The sequence below is a fragment of the Brevibacillus sp. TJ4 genome (assembly GCF_044627595.2).
In the GTDB taxonomy this organism is placed as follows: Bacteria; Bacillota; Bacilli; order Brevibacillales; family Brevibacillaceae; genus Brevibacillus.
In genome coordinates this window covers 3,116,352-3,133,427 of the sequence record NZ_CP185865.1, presented here as the reverse complement: position 1 = coordinate 3,133,427, position 17,076 = coordinate 3,116,352, and the positions used below count along the sequence as shown (strand labels likewise).

Below are 17,076 nucleotides of genomic sequence, written 5' to 3'. Positions count from 1 at the left end.
GACAGGTCACTTTTCAGGCAAAGATCATCTTGATTGATCTGTTTTTTTGCTAGGTGAGATATGTGCGGGCGCGGAATGCGTTCGCACATTTTTTGTGAAAGACGTATCAGCGTTTTTCACGAAATGAGAATGTGACCGAAAACGGTCCCGACCGTTTTGTTCCTTCTCGAAATAGACGGGGGTGGCAAGTATTAGCAAGGATCAAATGTTAGTGAACGAAGCGATCCGTGCCCGCGAGGTTCGTCTGATTGGACCTGACGGGAGTCAATTGGGAGTCGTGCCCTTCAGAGAAGCACTGCGCATTGCCCAGGAAGCCGATTTGGATCTGGTAAATGTTGCTCCTACAGCCAAGCCGCCTGTATGCCGTATTATGGACTACGGAAAGTTCAAGTACGAGCAGGCGAAGAAGGAGAAGGAAGCACGCAAGAACCAGAAGATTATTGAGCTGAAAGAAGTGCGTTTTTCTTCGAACATCGAAGAACACGATTTCCAGACGAAGCTTCGAAACGTCCGCAAGTTTTTGGAGGATCAGCACAAGGTGAAGTGCACGATCCGTTTCCGTGGACGTGAAATCACCCACTCCGAGATCGGGCTTGCAGTTATGGAGCGCGTCGCTGCCCAATGCGAAGATATCGCCGCCGCTGAGCGCAAGCCGAAAATCGAAGGGCGCAGCATGATCATGATTCTGGCTCCGAAATCGGAAAAGTAAGTATCGTAGTTTAGACAGGAGGACTTTCAGATGCCTAAAATGAAGACCCATAAAGGCGCAGCTAAGCGCTTCAAAAAGACCGGAAGCGGCCAACTGAAGCGCGACCGCGCGTTTGGCAGCCACTTGTTTGCCAACAAATCAACCAAGCAAAAGCGCCATCTGCGCAAAGCTGCCCTCGTTTCCAAAGGGGATCAAAAACGTATCGAACAAATGATCACGTACTTGTAAGATCTGATTTCTTTACACACCATTACGCAGCATGAGCTCCCTAAGCGCCGACTAGCTGGCCGCCATGCTGGAAAGACCAGGAGGAGTTAGTATGCCAAGAGTAAAAGGTGGCATTGTATCACGCCGTCGTCATAAGAAAATTTTGAAGCTGGCGAAAGGATACTTCGGTTCCAAACATCGCCTGTTTAAATCCGCGAATGCTCAGGTAATGAAATCCCTGATGTACGCATACCGTGACCGTCGCCAAAAGAAACGCGACTTCCGCAAACTGTGGATCACACGGATCAACGCGCAAGCTCGCATGAACGGTCTGTCCTACAGCCGTCTGATGCACGGTCTGAAAGTAGCTGGCATCGAAGTAAACCGCAAAATGCTGGCTGACCTTGCTGTAAACGACAAAGCTGCTTTCAACGAACTGGCTGCTGTCGCAAAAGGCAAACTGAACGCGTAATTGCCAAAAGCAAACCGACCATCCCGACTGGGAGAGGTCGGTTTTTTTGTGTTGCGCTGCTGTTTTGCGCTTTCGCTGACGGATTCTTTTCGCGGGACGAATCTCAACTTTTGTTTCCACCACATAGGATGAGGGAGGAAAGATAGCAAGAGGCAAGAGAGGAGCTTCGCAGATGAGTAACGTAAAGATGGATGAAGAATTGCAGATCATGGCCTACCGTTTGGAATCAAAAGCCCCTCAGGATGTACTGGTGTGGGCGATTGAGCAGTACGGTTCCAGTCTGGTTCTGGCCTCCAGCTTTGGCGCGGAAGACGTGGTGCTGACTGACATGCTGCACAAACTTGCCCCTACAATTCCCGTGTTTTATTTGGATACCAACAAGCACTTTCCGGAGACATATGAGACGCGCGACCGTTTGCAGGAGCGGTACGGCGCATCCTTTATCCAGGTATTGCCCTCCCTCACCCTGGAAGAGCAAGCCCGGCAGCACGGGGAGCGTCTATGGGAGCGAAACCCCAATCTTTGCTGTCAGATTCGCAAGGTGGAACCGCTGCAGCGGGTCCTGTCCGGCTACAAGGCGTGGATTACCGGCATCCGTCGGGAGCAGTCTCCAACACGTGCAGGCGCGAAAAAGGTGGAGTGGGATCAGAAATTCAACCTCGTCAAGTTCAATCCGCTCGCAGACTGGACGTATGAACAGGTGTGGGAGTACATTCACACCTATGATGTCCCCTACAATCCGCTGCACGACAACTTCTATCCGAGCATCGGCTGCAGTGTCTGCACGCGTCAGGTGATGCCGGGAGAAGACCAGCGGGCCGGCCGTTGGTCCGGCTTTGAAAAGACGGAATGCGGTTTGCACAAATAACAAAAAGGGGACGAGAATGTTGGTGACAAAGGACAATCTGCCGCACGGAGGAACTCTCGTCGAGCGGCTTCTCCCGCCGGATGCAAAAAGTCGTGGCGTCCGGCCTGACAAGGAAATTACAGTAGACAGATGGACGCTGTCCGATCTCGATTGCCTGGCGATCGGCGCATTTTCACCGCTTGGCGGATTTCTCGAAGAAGACGATTACCATTCCGTCGTGGAAACGATGCGACTGACAGATGGCACGGTATGGCCCCTGCCTGTCACGCTTGCTGTAGATGAGCACAAGGCGAGCCGGATCAAGCCGGGAGATACGGTGCTGCTGCGCGGAGAGGACGGGGAAGAATACGCGGTTTTGCACGTGAGAAGCTGCTATGTTCCAGACAAGCAAAAAGAAGCGCTGCACGTGTTTCGCACGACCGATGAGGCGCATCCTGGCGTGAAACAGCTGTTCAAGAAGCCAAACGTGTACATCGGCGGTCCCGTCGAAGTATGGCGCAGACCAAAGCCGGAATTGTTCGCCGAATATTACCTGACCCCGGCCCAGACGAGAGAGACAATGGCGAAAAAAGGCTGGAAGAGCGTAGTCGGTTTTCAGACCCGCAACCCGGTGCACCGCGGTCACGAGTACATCCAGAAGGCAGCGCTGGAGATCGTCGACGGCCTTTTTCTCAATCCGTTGATGGGGCAGACGAAAAGCGATGACGTTCCGGCACAGGTACGAATGAAAAGCTACCTCGTCCTGCTGGAAAACTACTACCCCAAGGATCGCGTCCTGCTCGCAGCCTTTCCTGCCGCGATGCGCTATGCCGGTCCGCGCGAGGCGGTCTTTCACGCTTTGGTGCGCAAAAACTACGGATGCACGCACTTTATCGTCGGGCGCGACCACGCAGGGGTAGGCGATTACTACGGGACATACGACGCCCAGCGCATTTTTTCCGAGTTCGAGCCGGAAGAATTGGGCATCCAGTTGCTGTTTTTTGAGCACAGCTTTTACTGCAAGTCCTGCCAGGGCATGGCCACGACGAAAACATGCCCGCACGACAGCAGCGCCCATTTGACTCTGTCGGGAACAAAAGTGCGGGAAATGCTGCGCAACGGCCAGACGCCGCCGCCTGAATTCAGCAGACCGGAAGTAGCCAAAGTTCTGATCGAGGGAATGCGCGAGCAACTGGGAATCGGAAAGTGAGAAAACATGACATGATCGAAGGGAACGAAATGGATCGTTCCTTTTTTGTTGGAAAAAAGGGTCTGGATGTATGCGCTTTCACTTATGTTGCGCCTGTCGTTGTCTGCTTTTTCTGAGCATTCGTTCGGGCGAAAGTGGGGAGAAATCTTGGCAGAATACGTTGACACCCCTGTAGCCCGTGGCTATAATCAACGTAACACTTTATTTTCTGACAACGACAATTTTGGAAAAATTGCAATAGAAGCAGGCTATGACGAGGATAGTGCGCGTTATCTCTTTTCCAGAGAGCCCGGGATGCTGCGAACCGGGTAAAGAGTGCGAGGCATTGCTCACCTCCGAGCCGTTTTGCTGAAACCGTCGAGGTAGTAGGTAAAACCGATTGACACCCGTTAGCGTGTTACAGTCCGCTATTTGTAGAGACTGGCTGAGATCGGCCGACCGTGAGGCGCCGATGAAGTTGGGTGGTACCGCGAACCCTTTCGCCCCAAATGACATGGAACATGAACCGTGTCGGGGCGAAAGGGTTTTTCTATGTGGTTATAGGTATTATCAATAACATTTATGAAAAGTGGGAGGGGAGAGAACATGAGTGTTGAAATCGCCGAATTACAGAAAAGAGAGAGCATGCCGCCTATTCAGTTCGGTGAGGAATTGACAGGAGCAGAGACGCTTCTGCGCTGTCTGCTTCTGGAAGAGGTAGAACACATCTTCGGTTATCCTGGTGGTGCTGTTCTGCCCATCTACGACTCGCTGTACGGGAGCTACTTCAAGCACATTTTGACCCGACACGAGCAAGGAGCGATTCACGCCGCCGACGGCTACGCCCGCGCTACTGGCAAACCGGGTGTCTGCATCGCAACATCCGGTCCGGGGGCGACCAACCTGGTAACGGGAATCGCCACCGCGCAGATGGACTCCGTGCCGCTTGTCTGCATCACGGGCAACGTCGCGCAAAACCTGATCGGAACCGACGCCTTCCAGGAGGCGAACATCACGGGTATCACCATTCCGATCACGAAGCACAACTATTTCGTACGCGACATCCGCGATCTGCCGCGGATCGTCAAGGAAGCATTCTACATCGCCACCACCGGGCGTCCGGGACCTGTCCTCATCGACATCCCGAAAGACGTAGCCAATGCCAAGGCGCCGTTCTACTACCCGGACAAAGTGGAGATTCGCGGCTACCGCGCGACACTGGTTCCCAGCGACGATGACGTCAATGCGTTCGTCTCCGCGATCCGGTCCGCGAAAAAGCCGGTCATCCTTGCAGGGGGCGGCATCATCGCCGCAGGGGCAGACAAAGAGCTGCTCGCATTTGCCGAAAAGGCGCGCATCCCTGTGATCAACACCTTCATGGGTCTGGGCGGCTTCCCGGGCGTACACGAGCTGTCGCTGGGAATGCCGGGGATGCACGGCAACTACACGGCAAACCAGGCGCTGCTGCAAGCAGACTGTGTCATCGGTCTGGGCGCGAGGTTCGACGACCGGATTACGATGGGACGCACCAAGGAGTTTGCTCCGAATGCCCGCATCGTCCACGTCGACATCGACCCGGCTGAGCTCGGGAAAAACGTCTCGACGGCCGTCGCTGTGGCAGGCGATGTCAAGAGCACGCTGCAAAAAGTGTTGCCGCTGGTCACTGCTTGTGATTCCGAAGCGTGGATCGGGCAGTTGAAGGAGTGGCAAAAGCAATATCCGTACAGGTACAAGACAAACGGAGACGTGCTCAAGCCGCAAGCAGTCATTGAACTGTTGTACCGCAGCACGAATGGTGAAGCGATCGTCACCACTGACGTCGGACAGCACCAGATGTGGACAGCGCAATACTACAAGTTCAAGTACGCCCGTTCCTTCATCTCCTCCGGTGGTCTTGGCACCATGGGCTTTGGCTTTCCTTCCGCGGTAGGGGCGCAAATTGCCAACCCGGATCGCACGGTAATCGCCGTAGTCGGGGATGGCGGGTTCCAAATGACCAACCAGGAGCTGGCAATTGTCTCCCAGTACAAGATTCCCGTCAAAGTCGTCATCCTGAACAATCAATGCCTGGGAATGGTGCGACAATGGCAGGAGCTCTTCTATGACAACCGCTACAGCCAGATCGACCTGAGCTGCAGCCCTGACTTCGTGAAGCTGGCGGAAGCCTACGGCGTAAAAGGATTGCGCGCCAGCACGCCGGAAGAAGCGGAAAAGGTATGGGCCGAAGCGCTGGAACATGACGGTCCTGTCGTAGTAGACTTCCGTGTCGAACAGGAAGAAAACGTGTATCCGATGGTAGCAGCCGGCAACACCTTGGATCAGATGGAATTGGGGGAAGACTAGATGCAGCGACACACGATTGCCATTCTGGTAAATGATCAGCCCGGCGTTTTGACCCGCGTGGCAACGCTGTTTGGTCAGAGGGGCTTCAACATCGACAGCATTACCGTTGGCGGCACAGAGGAGCAAGGTTTGTCCCGCATGGTAATCAGTACGGGCGGCGATGACCACCAGATCAATCAGTTGATGAAGCAGCTTCACAAGCTGATCGACATCATCTCCGTCACCAATCTCAGCGCCAACCCGTACGTTTCCAGAGAGCTTGCCCTGATCAAGGTAAGCGCGACTCCGAGCCAGTTGGCAGAGCTGAACGGAATCGTCGAACCGTTTCGCGCAGCGATTGTCGATGTCGGACCGGAATCGCTGATCATCCAGGTGACGGGCGACACCGAAAAGATCGACGCATTGCTCATCTTGTTGCAAAGCTACGGGGTAGTCGAATTGACCCGTACCGGGTCGGTCGCGATGGCCCGCAGTATCGTTCCCGCGACAGCAGCAGAAACGGTATAATCCAAAAAATTCAGAATTGAAACTCGACCTAAACATTTTTAAGGAGGCTACACACAATGGTAAAAATGTACTATGAAGCAGACGTTAACAAAGAGGTATTGCGCGGAAAAACGATCGCGATCATCGGATATGGCAGCCAAGGACATGCGCAAGCGCAAAACCTGCGCGACAGCGGCTATAAAGTAGTAGTTGGTCTTCGTAAAGGGAAGTCCTGGGATCAGGCAGAGCAAGACGGTTTCGAAGTGCTGACTGTAGCAGAAGCAACAAAACGCGCAGACGTTGTGCAAATCCTGATGCCGGATGAGCGCCAGGCGCAAGTGTACCGCGATGAGATCGCACCAAACCTGAAGTCGGGCGCAGCGCTCTGCTTCTCCCACGGCTTTAACATCCACTATGCGCAAATCGTGCCGCCAGCTGACGTAGACGTGATCATGTCCGCGCCAAAAAGCCCGGGTCACCTCGTGCGCCGCGTATACCAAGAAGGCTTCGGCGTACCTGGCCTGATCGCGATCTACCAGGATGCGACCGGCAATGCGAAAGACATCGCACTCGCATACTCCAGCGGAATCGGCTGCACGAAAGCAGGCGTTATCGAAACAACCTTCCGTGAAGAGACCGAAACAGACCTGTTCGGTGAGCAAGCTGTACTTTGCGGTGGTGCCAGCGAACTGGTAAAAGCGGGCTTTGACACACTCGTAGAAGCAGGCTACGCGCCAGAGATCGCCTACTTCGAGTGCCTGCACGAGCTGAAACTGATCGTCGACCTGATGTATGAAGGCGGTCTGGAACGCATGCGCTACTCCATCAGCGACACTGCCGAGTACGGTGACTACAGCGTAGGACGCCGCATCATCACCGAAGAAACACGCAAAGAAATGAAGAAAGTGCTCTCCGAGATCCAAGACGGTACTTTCGCTCGCAACTGGATCCTGGAAAACCAGGCAAACCGTCCGGCATTCACATCCCGTCGCCGCATCGAAGCCGAGCATGGCATCGAGGTTGTCGGTAAAGATCTGCGCGGCATGATGTCCTGGCTGAACAAGGAAGAGAAAAAAGAAGAAGTCAAGGCTGGCAAGTAAGCCTGTCTGATACAGAGATCGAAACAAAAAAAGTGACTGGGAAAAATGTGGAGGTGAAAGTTCATGCGGACCATTGAGATTTTTGATACGACATTGCGCGACGGAGAGCAGTCTCCGGGCGTCAACATCAGCACGAACGAAAAGGTGGAGATCGCCCTTCAATTGGAGAAGCTGGGTGTTACACGGATCGAGGCAGGCTTTGCTGCTGCCTCTCCGGGTGACCAAAAATCGGTAGCCGAAGTGGCGAAACGTGTCAAAAACGCAACGATTGTCAGTCTGGCCCGCTCTGTCCAAGCTGACATGGATAAGGCGTATGAAGCGTTGCGCAACGCGGAGAACGCATCCCTCCACGTTTTTCTGGCCACGTCTCCGATCCACCGTCAATACAAATTGAACATGAGCAAGGAACAAGTGCTGGAGCGTGCGGTTGAAGCCGTCACCTACGCGAAAAAGTATTTCAAAGAGGTGCAGTTCTCCGCAGAAGACGCTGCCCGCACGGAAATCGACTTTTTGAAACAGGTCGTAGAGGCTGTCATCAAGGCAGGCGCGACTACGGTAAACATTCCTGACACAGTGGGTTACATGACCCCTTACGAATACGGCAACATTTTCCGAGAGCTGTTGACTGTACCGGGCGCGGATCAAATTCGCCTGAGCTGCCACTGCCACGACGACCTGGGCATGGCTGTCGCCAACAGCCTCGCCGCGATTGAAGCGGGTGCCACGCAAGTCGAAGGCACGATCAACGGAATCGGCGAACGCGCCGGTAACGCAGCCCTGGAAGAAGTAGCGCTTGCCTTGGAGACTCGCAAAGATTTTTATCAGGCGACGACCAAGCTGAACCTCAAGGAAATCGCCCGCACCAGCCAGTTGGTCAGCCGTCTGACCGGCATGATTGTACCGGGCAACAAGGCGATCGTCGGGGCCAATGCCTTTGCGCATGAATCCGGCATTCACCAGGATGGTGTCCTGAAAGAAGCGACCACCTACGAGATCATCCGTCCTGAATCGGTCGGCTTCAAGTCGAATAAACTGGTGCTCGGCAAGCACTCCGGCCGCCACGCGTTCAAGGAGAAGCTGATCGAACTGGGCTATCACCTGGAGCAGGAAGAGGTAAACACCGCGTTTGCCGCATTCAAGGTACTGTGCGACAAGAAAAAGGAGATCACCGACGACGACATTCTCGCGCTTGTGGACAACAAGGTGGAGCGCGAAGCGGAAGCGTTCAAGCTGGAATCCATTCAGCTTTCCTACGGCAACATCTCGGTTCCGACCGCGAGTGTGCGCCTCGCCTGCGCAGATGGCTCGGTACGCGAAGAGGCAGCCGTCGGAAACGGCTCTGTCGACTCCATCTACAAGGCGATCGACCGTGCGACGGGCGAAGACGTCACGCTGGTTGACTACAAAATCCTCTCTGTGACACACGGCAAGGACGCGCTCGGCGAAGTCTACGTCCGTCTGCAGCAAGGAGAGCTGAGTGTCACCGGCCGCGGCGTCAGCACGGACGTCCTGGAAGCGAGTGCAATCGCCTATGTCCATGCCGTCAACAAAATCCTGCAACGTCGCCAGGAGGTAGTACCTGCAACAGTCAGCTAGGGTACGCACTGATTACAGAATAACTATTACGGAATAGAAAAGCGGGAGAGAAGATGAAGAAAAACTATCGCATCGCTGTTCTGCCTGGTGACGGAATTGGTCCGGAGATCATGCAGGAGGCAGTCAAAGTTCTGACCCTTGTTGGTGAGGCTGAAGGAGTTACGTTTACATGTGAAGAAGGCCGTATCGGTGGTATTGCCATCGATACGGATGGTACGCCGTTGCCGGAAGCAACAGTAGAACTGGCAAAATCCGCAGACAGCGTCCTCCTGGGTGCCGTTGGCGGACCGAAATGGGATCAGAATCCGGGACATCTGCGGCCGGAGACAGGGCTTTTGGGCATCCGCAAAGCGCTGGGACTGTTCGCCAACATCCGTCCGGCGACCATGCACAGCTCGCTCGTCGAGGCGTCCAGCCTCAAGCCGGAGGTAGTGTCCGGCGTCGACCTGATCGTCGTGCGCGAACTGACCGGCGGCATCTACTTCGGCGAGAAAAAACGCTACGAGGGAGCCAATGGCGAAGTCGCCGAAGACAACTGCATCTACAACGAAAATGAGATCGAACGAATCATTCGCGTCGCTTTTGACATCGCACGCAAGCGCCAAAAACGAGTAGTTTCCGTCGACAAGGCCAACGTGCTGGAAACGTCCCGCCTCTGGCGTAAGGTGGCCGAGCGCGTGGCAGCGGACTACCCGGATGTGGAGCTCAGCCATCAGTTGGTCGACTCCTGCGCGATGCAGCTGGTTCGCGAGCCAAAGCAGTTTGACGTGATCGTGACGGAAAACATGTTTGGCGACATCTTGAGCGACCAGGCAGCGATGCTGACCGGTTCGATCGGGATGCTGTCCTCGGCAAGCCTGGCCGAAGGAAGTTTTGGGCTGTACGAACCGGTTCACGGCTCGGCGCCTGACATTGCCGGCAAAGGAATTGCCAATCCGTTGGCGACGATTCTCTCCGTCGCGATGATGCTGCGCCTGTCCTTGCATATGGATAAGGCAGCAGACGCTGTGGAGAAAGCGGTCTGGTCGGTTCTGGAAGCAGGGCATCGCACAGGCGACATCGCTTCGGACCGCAGCAAGGCAATCGGCACCGTCGAGATGGGCGAACTGGTTCGCAAAGAACTGGCTGCCATTTTGAAACAGTAAAACTTCAAAAATCCTGTTGTTCTCGTTAGCGAAAACAGCAGGATTTTTTTGTGTGTTAGAAACCGACCCGGGAACAGTGGTGCAAGCTGGGCGGGCATCACGAGTATGGTGATTGATCGCACTGGGGAGCAATCCGTCATCTGAGCCGCACGCAAGCCCCGAATCGCGCTGACCAGCAGGCTGGATTCGGGGCTTGCGTGTAGTGCGCTCAACGGAGCAGTGCTGCTCCCAGGCGGTGAAGCCAATGCTTCAGCTCGGATACTTCGGTATGGCCAAAAGGAAAGCGCACAGCAGGACGGCGCAGCGTATCGGCTGCCTCGTCCGGGACGCGGAAGGCGCTGCCGGGAGTCAGCTCCAGACCTTCTTCGAGCAGGATGGAGACGACCCGGTTTTCCAGGGCAGCAGCATTGGCGGTGGGGGAACCCCACTCGATCCACGTGTTCAAGCCGCCATGCACCGGCAGTATCCGGGCGTGCTCGGGCAAGGCGTGCCGCATTTCCTTCCACAAGCTGTGGTAGCGGGAGGCAAACAGTGCCCTTCTGTCCGCCAGATACTCTTCGGAGAACCACGGATCTGCCAGCAACCGTACTGCCGCCTCGACGACGAGGAGCGAAGGCTCGGCACCGGTCATCGCCACAAGCTGCCGGTTTCGCTCCAGCTCGTCTGCTTCCAGAGCCCACGGCAGCAGCAGAACGCCCAGTTGCAAATCGCGGGCCAGCGTCTTCGACAGCGAATGTAAATAGTAGACATGGACAGGGCGATTTTGCTCATGGGTCATCTGGTACAGCGTTTCGCTCGGGTGCTCAAACCACAGATCGCCGTAATGGTCGTTCTCGACCAGGCGCACGTTGTGCCGGGCTGCCCAGGTGAGCAGCTCGCTTTTTCGCTCTTCGGTGTAGCTGATCCCGGTTGGAAAATGGTAGTGCGGGTTGACCAGCAGCCAGTTGGCCGGATAGCGTTCCTGCTCCTTTTCCAGAGCGGCGATCGAAATTCCGCCGTCGTCGAGTGGGATCGGTCTCACCGTTACTCCGCACTGGCTGAGCAGCCGCAGGAAGACGGGATAGCTGTACTCCTCCACGTACACGACGTCGCGCGGCGTCATCACGCGTTGGGCGAGAAAGGCAAAGCCGCTGGTGCTGCGGTTGAACAGCAGTACGCGATCCGCACTGTGGGGCAAGCCGCGCCGCTCCAGATGCTCGGCAAATACCGTGTCCGCCTCCGAGCGTCTGTGCTTTTTTTTCGCGGACGGCTCATCGAGTACAGCGAGGCTGTCGTAGAAGGCAGCCCGCAGTCGCTTGACCAGATCCTCGCCTGGACGCGGGGAAGAGTCGGAAAAAGACGCGATCGGGATATCGGTCAAGGGTAGCCGGCTGTCCATGCGCGCTTCCTTTGCCTGGACAGTCAGGTAGTAGCCTTTTCCGTGGACGGCTTCCAGCCAGCCTTCTGCTGCCAGGTAGTCGTAGGCTTTTTTCACGGTTTCCAGCGAGCAGCCACTGGCTTGCTTCATCTCCCGCAGCGAAATCAACTGCTGTCCGTCGACGAGAAAAGCACCGCGCAGGATGGCGGTCTGCAATTGCTCGGCCAGCTGTACATATATAGGCGTATGGGATTGCTTATGAAAGTAAAAAGAGAAAAAAGGGCGGTTTGCCATGCGGCCACGCCTCCTTTGTTTGTGAAAACTTCGGGCTATGAGCATTATAGCGGAAAGCACGGGAAAAGAGTATAGAAGAAAGACGAAAATTCGCCTCGAGCCACAGAGAAAAAAGACCCGGAATAATGGTATGATAGACGGTAGATGATCGACGAGGGCGAGAGGTGGTTGGTTCGTATGAGTACACAAGAGCATAAGGCGGAGGCACCGAAGCAGGTAAACTGTATGGTTATCACCGTATCCGATACGCGTACAGTCGAAACGGACAAGAGCGGGCAGCTTATGAAGCAGCTTCTCGAGGAAGCGGGTCACGCCACCCGTCTCTACGAGATCGTCAAGGACGAGCCTGTACAGGTCGTCGCAGCGATTGAGAAGGGACTTGCTGACCCGGACGTGCAGGTTATTTTGCTCAACGGCGGGACGGGAATCTCCCCGCGCGACAATACCTTCGAGGCGGTCAAAAGTTTGCTGGAGAAAGAAATTCCCGGATTTGGCGAGCTGTTTCGGATGCTCAGCTACACCGAGGACATCGGTTCGGCTGCCATACTGAGCCGCGCTGTTGCCGGCACACGCAACGGCAAGGCGATTTTCTCTACTCCTGGCTCTACAGGGGCAGTCCGGCTGGCGATGAACAAGCTGATCGTACCCGAATTGGGACATGTTGTGCGGGAGCTGAACAAAAAGGCATAGCGACAGCCAGACGTGGCCAGACAGGTGCAATTGCTCCTGCTGGCCCGTTTGTGTTACTGTATCGAAAGGGAAGATCGGCACAAGCCTGTGACAGAAACAATCACAGCAGGCTGTTTGGCCGGATCGTGCAAGGAGAGTAGACAAATCCATGAAGATCGTTTTGACAACATTAAACGCCAAGTTTATCCATTCATCACTAGCCTTGCGTTATTTGCGCAGCTACACGCGTGCTGCTTTTCCGGCCCTGGAGCTGGTTGAATATACGATTAACGACGTGACGATGAACATCGTAGCTGACATTTACAAACGACAGCCCGATGTCGTGGCCTTTTCCTGCTACATCTGGAATATACGCGAGACGCTCGACGTGATACGCAATCTGAAAAAGGTGTGCCCCGACGTGCCCGTCGTCCTGGGCGGACCGGAAGTGACGTACGATGCGGACTTCTGGATGAAGCAGCACCCGCAAATCGACGCCATCATTATCGGAGAGGGTGAACAGACCTTTCTCGAGCTTTTGCAGGCGTACGAGGAAGCATCGCGGACAGGACAGCCGCCGCGGCTCAAGGAAGTAAACGGCCTCGCTTACCGTGATGGCGACATGGTCCGCTTTTCCATGCCGCGCGCGCAGATCGAGGACTTGGATTCAATCCCATCGCCATACGAGGATCACCTCGACGAACTGAACAACCGTGTCGTCTATTACGAAGCGTCGCGGGGCTGTCCGTTCAAATGCCAGTACTGCCTTTCTTCCATTGAGGACGGCGTCCGCTACTTCAGTCTGGAGAGGGTAAAGTCCGACTTGAAAAGGCTGATCGACCACGGGGTCAAGACGATCAAGTTCGTGGACAGAACCTTCAACATCAACAAGAAATACGCGATGGAGATTTTTCAGTTTCTGATCGACAACCACAACGGAACCGTATTTCAGTTTGAAATTACCGCCGATATTTTGCGTGCGGACGTTCTCGACTTTTTGACAGAGAACGCGCCGCCCGGTATTTTCCGCTTCGAAATCGGCGTCCAGTCGACCAACGATGAGACGAACAGGCTCGTTCAGCGAATCCAGCGTTTTGACCGCTTGTCGCGAACGGTCACACAGATCAAGGATTCGGGCAAAATCGCCCAGCATCTGGACTTGATTGCCGGATTGCCGGAGGAGGATTACCAGTCTTTCCGCAAGACGTTCAACGACGTATTCGCGCTGCGGCCGGAGGAGTTGCAGCTCGGCTTTTTGAAAATGCTTCGCGGCACCGGAGTGCGGATGCGAGCGGAGCAGCACGGGTACGTCTACATGGACGAAGCACCGTACGAAATACTCGGCAACAACGTCTTGAGCTTTGCCGACATGCAAAAGATCAAGCGGGTGGAGGACGTGCTGGAAAAGTACTGGAATGCCCACCGCATGGATCATACTCTGGAATGGATTTTGGCCCATCAGTTTGAGACGCCGTTTGATTTCTTCCAATCCTTCGGCGATTACTGGGAAAAGCAAGGCTGGAGCCGCATCGGTCACCAGCTGGAAGATTTGTTTACCCGGCTGCGCAGCTTTCTTGCGTACAATCAGGTGGAACGGCTTGAGCATGTCGTCAGTCTGATGAAATTTGACTACCTGTACAATCAAAAGCACCGTCCGCGCAAGCTGTGGTGGGACGATCTCATGGACAAGCCCGAATTGCAGAAGGGATACGAGGCCGTCTATGAAGTGCGGGATCGCCTGCCTGCAGACTTTGCCAGACATGCCGCCTCGGAAAAAGAGTATTACAAGCATACGTTGTCCACCAAGGCATCCTTTGATATTCAGACATGGCTGGAGACGGGTGACGTGGTCGAAGGGGAGTTTCTCCTCGTCGTCTACTTCCCGTACCTGGAAGGGAAGAACAACTCGTTTATCGTGGTGGAACAAGACCTGTCTGCCGTTCGGTGATGACCGGGCAAGCCTGCGTAGACAGATGCGTTAGAGAAGGAGATAGTACCTGATGGAAGTCGATCTTCTAATGTCAATCATCGAACAATACGGATACCTGGCCATCTTTTTTCTCCTCTGGCTGGGGATCGTCGGTTTGCCCATCCCGGATGAGCTGGTAGTGGCGACGGCAGGCTTTTTGGTGTCGATCCATCTGTTGGACCCTTATTACGCCTTGCTGGTCTCCTATTTGGGCGTGGCATCTGGATTGACGATCGGCTTTTTGCTGGGGAAATACTTCGGCAAGCCGATCCTGGGGTGGCTTTCCAAAAAGGAGAAGATGAGAAGCAAGGTCGAGCGTTCCACTGCACTATTGGAAAAATACGGGACAACTGCACTGTGCATCAGCTATCTGTTTCCCGTCGTGCGCCATCTCGTGCCGTACCTGGTGGCGATGGGAGGAATGACGTACCGGCGCTACGCACTGCTTTCCTATCCGATCGGCCTGATCTGGACGGTAGCGTTTTACCTGCTCGGATACGTGTTTGGCAAAAACGTCGGGATGATCGTGGAAATGATTCGTTCCTACGGGGCGTATACGCTTCTTTGCCTGGTCGTCATCCTGGCGGCAATTCTGTTGGTGAGAAAACGGATTACTGCGGTTTCGAGGCAAAAAGGGGAATGAATGAACATGCAAACACAATTGGTCGCTCACAGGCGCAAGCGGAATGGGGTGCTGGCGACGAGCGTGATCGTGATGGCGATTGGCGCCTTGACCGCCTTCTTCGAGTTGTTTCTGGCCGGGTTTCTGCTGGCGAATGGATACGCATTACTGGTGATGGCCAAGGATAAAAGTGCGGCAAAACAGGGCGGCTTCCGCATTCCCGAAAAAAGCCTGCTGCTGACTGCCGCTTTGGGCGGTGGAGCGGGAGTCCTGCTGGCGATGCTGCTCTACCGACACAAGACGAGACATGTATCCTTTCAACTGCTCGTTCCGCTCTGTTGTCTTGTCCATCTCCTTTTGCTGCTGAGGTGGATCGGCTGGATTTGAATAATGGTAGACAGTACCCGCATCGTTGCGATGCGGGTTTTTTGCATGCGCGAAGAGATAAGGGATCGGGGATTTCCATTCCACTTTTGGATACACTATCCTTACTTGCTATTTTGTGAACCATATATGCGAGAAGGGAGAGCATGCTGGATGAGTCAATTCTGGAGTGCGTGGAAGGCGAGAAAGCAGGCTCTGCAGGACCGCGTCTTACGGGAGCATGCTGATAAGAGTATGCAAGACGTGGCAGATGTAACTCTCTCGCCAGATCTGGAGGCAAATATTGCGCTTATTGAAGAAGAACTGGGAAAAAGCGACGACCTGATCATTCGCCGCTTTCAAATAAAAACAGGCGAAGCCGCCGCCCTCGTCTTTCTTGAGGCTTTGGTGGATCGAAACGCGATTAGCGATTACGTCATTCAGGCTTTAAATAGCAGCGATCTTACTTATTTCGCTCCGATCACAAACGAGATCGAGATGACGGACGGGTTGCGCTCCATAATCAAGCAAATTCTGGCCGGATCATCCGCTCTGCTGATCGATGGAAAAAGCGAGGCTTGCATTACCAATACGCGTGGCTGGGAAAAACGAAGCGTCGAAGCGCCGCAGAGCGAATCGGTCGTACGGGGGGCGCGAGAAGGCTTCACCGAAACGCTTGACGTCAATTCTGCACTCGTCCGCTATCGGTTGAAGGACCCCAAACTGCGCGTTCGTCGTTTGGTCGTAGGCAGACGCACCCATACGGATGTGATGGTGATGTATCTGGAAGACGTGGCAGACCCGCCGGTTGTCGCGGAGATCATCAAGCGGATCGAAGAGATCAAGATGGACTCTGTGCTGGAAAGCGGCTACATCGAACAAATGATTCAAGATCGCAAATGGTCGCCTTTTCCGCAAATTCAAAACACCGAAAGGCCTGACAAGCTCGTGGCCAATCTGCTGGAAGGCAAGGTGGGGATTCTCGTCGACGGGACACCGTTCGCCCTGATCGCACCAGCCATTTTTGGACAGTTCTATCAAAGTCCCGAGGATTATTACGAGCGCTTTTACATCTCGTCGCTGATCCGTGTGATTCGGATTATCAGCATCGGCATCGCGTTGCTCTTGCCTTCGCTGTATATCGCGTTTAACTCCTTTCACCCGGAGATGATTCCGTCCCGGCTGATGATCGCGATGACGGCTGGACGCTCGACGGTTCCCTTTCCAGCCTTGGTGGAGGCGTTTTTGATGGAGATCGCGATTGAAATCCTGCGTGAAGCGAGTATCCGCCTCCCCGGTCCCATCGGCCCCACGATCGGGATCGTAGGTGCGCTGGTCGTCGGGCAAGCTGCCGTATCCGCAGGGCTCGTAAGCCCGATCAAAGTCATGGTGTTGGCGCTCACCACGATCGGTTCGTTTGCATCGCCTACGTACAGCGCAGCGATCGCGCTTCGCATGCTGCGTTTTCCGTTAATGGTCATGGCAGGGCTGTTCGGGCTGTACGGAATCATGCTGTTTCTCATTCTCATCATGATTCACCTGTCTTCCATCAAATCGTTTGGCGTGCCGTATCTGTCTCCCATCAGTCCGTTAAATTTGGCCTCGATGAAAGACTTGTTCTTGCGTTTACCTCATCATTTGCTGACCAAGAGGCCGCCGATCTTTCATCCGCATGACAAAGTACGGCTAAGAGAGAAGGAGGAGTAAA

Annotated in this window: 16 protein-coding genes; 15 read left to right on the top strand and 1 reads right to left on the bottom strand. The window is 54.7% G+C overall.

The genetic code is table 11. From position 1 onward, the window contains the following. The first annotated feature begins 205 nt into the window (after positions 1 to 205). From infC to leuB, 10 genes are all read left to right on the top strand, one after another. Positions 206 to 709, top strand: coding sequence for a translation initiation factor IF-3 (gene infC / locus ACAF76_RS15405; protein ID WP_400164289.1), 504 nt, complete (start codon positions 206 to 208; stop codon positions 707 to 709). A gap of 30 nt (positions 710 to 739) precedes the next feature. Then, complete coding sequence (gene rpmI / locus ACAF76_RS15400) at positions 740 to 937, top strand: 50S ribosomal protein L35 (protein WP_400164288.1); 198 nt, start codon at positions 740 to 742, stop codon at positions 935 to 937. Between the two features lie 91 nt (positions 938 to 1,028). Then, entirely contained in the window at positions 1,029 to 1,388 is a 360-nt protein-coding gene (gene rplT / locus ACAF76_RS15395; RefSeq protein ID WP_400164287.1) for a 50S ribosomal protein L20, read from the top strand. A 172-nt stretch (positions 1,389 to 1,560) separates the two neighbouring features. Continuing rightward, positions 1,561 to 2,256: a phosphoadenylyl-sulfate reductase gene (locus ACAF76_RS15390; protein ID WP_400164286.1), complete on the top strand. Its 696-nt coding sequence runs from the start codon at positions 1,561 to 1,563 to the stop codon at positions 2,254 to 2,256. A gap of 16 nt (positions 2,257 to 2,272) precedes the next feature. Next, a complete protein-coding gene (gene sat, locus ACAF76_RS15385; RefSeq protein ID WP_400164284.1) occupies positions 2,273 to 3,445 on the top strand; it encodes a sulfate adenylyltransferase in 1,173 nt (390 codons plus the stop codon). A gap of 585 nt (positions 3,446 to 4,030) precedes the next feature. Then, positions 4,031 to 5,767, top strand: coding sequence for a biosynthetic-type acetolactate synthase large subunit (ilvB, locus tag ACAF76_RS15380; protein WP_400164283.1), 1,737 nt, complete (start codon positions 4,031 to 4,033; stop codon positions 5,765 to 5,767). Next, a complete protein-coding gene (ilvN, locus tag ACAF76_RS15375) occupies positions 5,768 to 6,274 on the top strand; it encodes an acetolactate synthase small subunit (protein ID WP_400164281.1) in 507 nt (168 codons plus the stop codon). It abuts the gene before it with no gap. A 56-nt stretch (positions 6,275 to 6,330) separates the two neighbouring features. Beyond that, entirely contained in the window at positions 6,331 to 7,353 is a 1,023-nt protein-coding gene (gene ilvC, locus ACAF76_RS15370) for a ketol-acid reductoisomerase (protein WP_400164280.1), read from the top strand. 63 nt (positions 7,354 to 7,416) lie between these two features. Further along, positions 7,417 to 8,949 (top strand): 2-isopropylmalate synthase, encoded by a 1,533-nt coding sequence (locus ACAF76_RS15365; protein WP_400164279.1) that lies wholly within the window; start codon positions 7,417 to 7,419, stop codon positions 8,947 to 8,949. A gap of 53 nt (positions 8,950 to 9,002) precedes the next feature. Continuing rightward, positions 9,003 to 10,094, top strand: coding sequence for a 3-isopropylmalate dehydrogenase (gene leuB, locus ACAF76_RS15360; protein ID WP_400164278.1), 1,092 nt, complete (start codon positions 9,003 to 9,005; stop codon positions 10,092 to 10,094). Between the two features lie 208 nt (positions 10,095 to 10,302). Here leuB and ACAF76_RS15355 read toward each other — a convergent pair whose 3' ends face one another. Further along, positions 10,303 to 11,745, bottom strand: coding sequence for a PLP-dependent aminotransferase family protein (locus tag ACAF76_RS15355; RefSeq protein ID WP_400164277.1), 1,443 nt, complete (start codon positions 11,743 to 11,745; stop codon positions 10,303 to 10,305). Positions 11,746 to 11,922: 177 nt separating this feature from the next. Between ACAF76_RS15355 and ACAF76_RS15350 the strand changes: the two genes are divergently transcribed. From ACAF76_RS15350 to ACAF76_RS15330, 5 genes are all read left to right on the top strand, one after another. Beyond that, positions 11,923 to 12,435: a molybdenum cofactor biosynthesis protein B gene (locus ACAF76_RS15350; protein WP_400164276.1), complete on the top strand. Its 513-nt coding sequence runs from the start codon at positions 11,923 to 11,925 to the stop codon at positions 12,433 to 12,435. A 148-nt stretch (positions 12,436 to 12,583) separates the two neighbouring features. Further along, entirely contained in the window at positions 12,584 to 14,362 is a 1,779-nt protein-coding gene (locus tag ACAF76_RS15345; protein ID WP_400164275.1) for a B12-binding domain-containing radical SAM protein, read from the top strand. A 52-nt stretch (positions 14,363 to 14,414) separates the two neighbouring features. Continuing rightward, complete coding sequence (locus tag ACAF76_RS15340) at positions 14,415 to 15,026, top strand: DedA family protein (protein WP_400164274.1); 612 nt, start codon at positions 14,415 to 14,417, stop codon at positions 15,024 to 15,026. Between the two features lie 6 nt (positions 15,027 to 15,032). Then, positions 15,033 to 15,392, top strand: coding sequence for a DUF1294 domain-containing protein (locus ACAF76_RS15335; RefSeq protein WP_400164273.1), 360 nt, complete (start codon positions 15,033 to 15,035; stop codon positions 15,390 to 15,392). Between the two features lie 150 nt (positions 15,393 to 15,542). Then, positions 15,543 to 17,075: a spore germination protein gene (locus ACAF76_RS15330; RefSeq protein WP_400164272.1), complete on the top strand. Its 1,533-nt coding sequence runs from the start codon at positions 15,543 to 15,545 to the stop codon at positions 17,073 to 17,075. The last annotated feature ends 1 nt before the right edge of the window (position 17,076 follow it).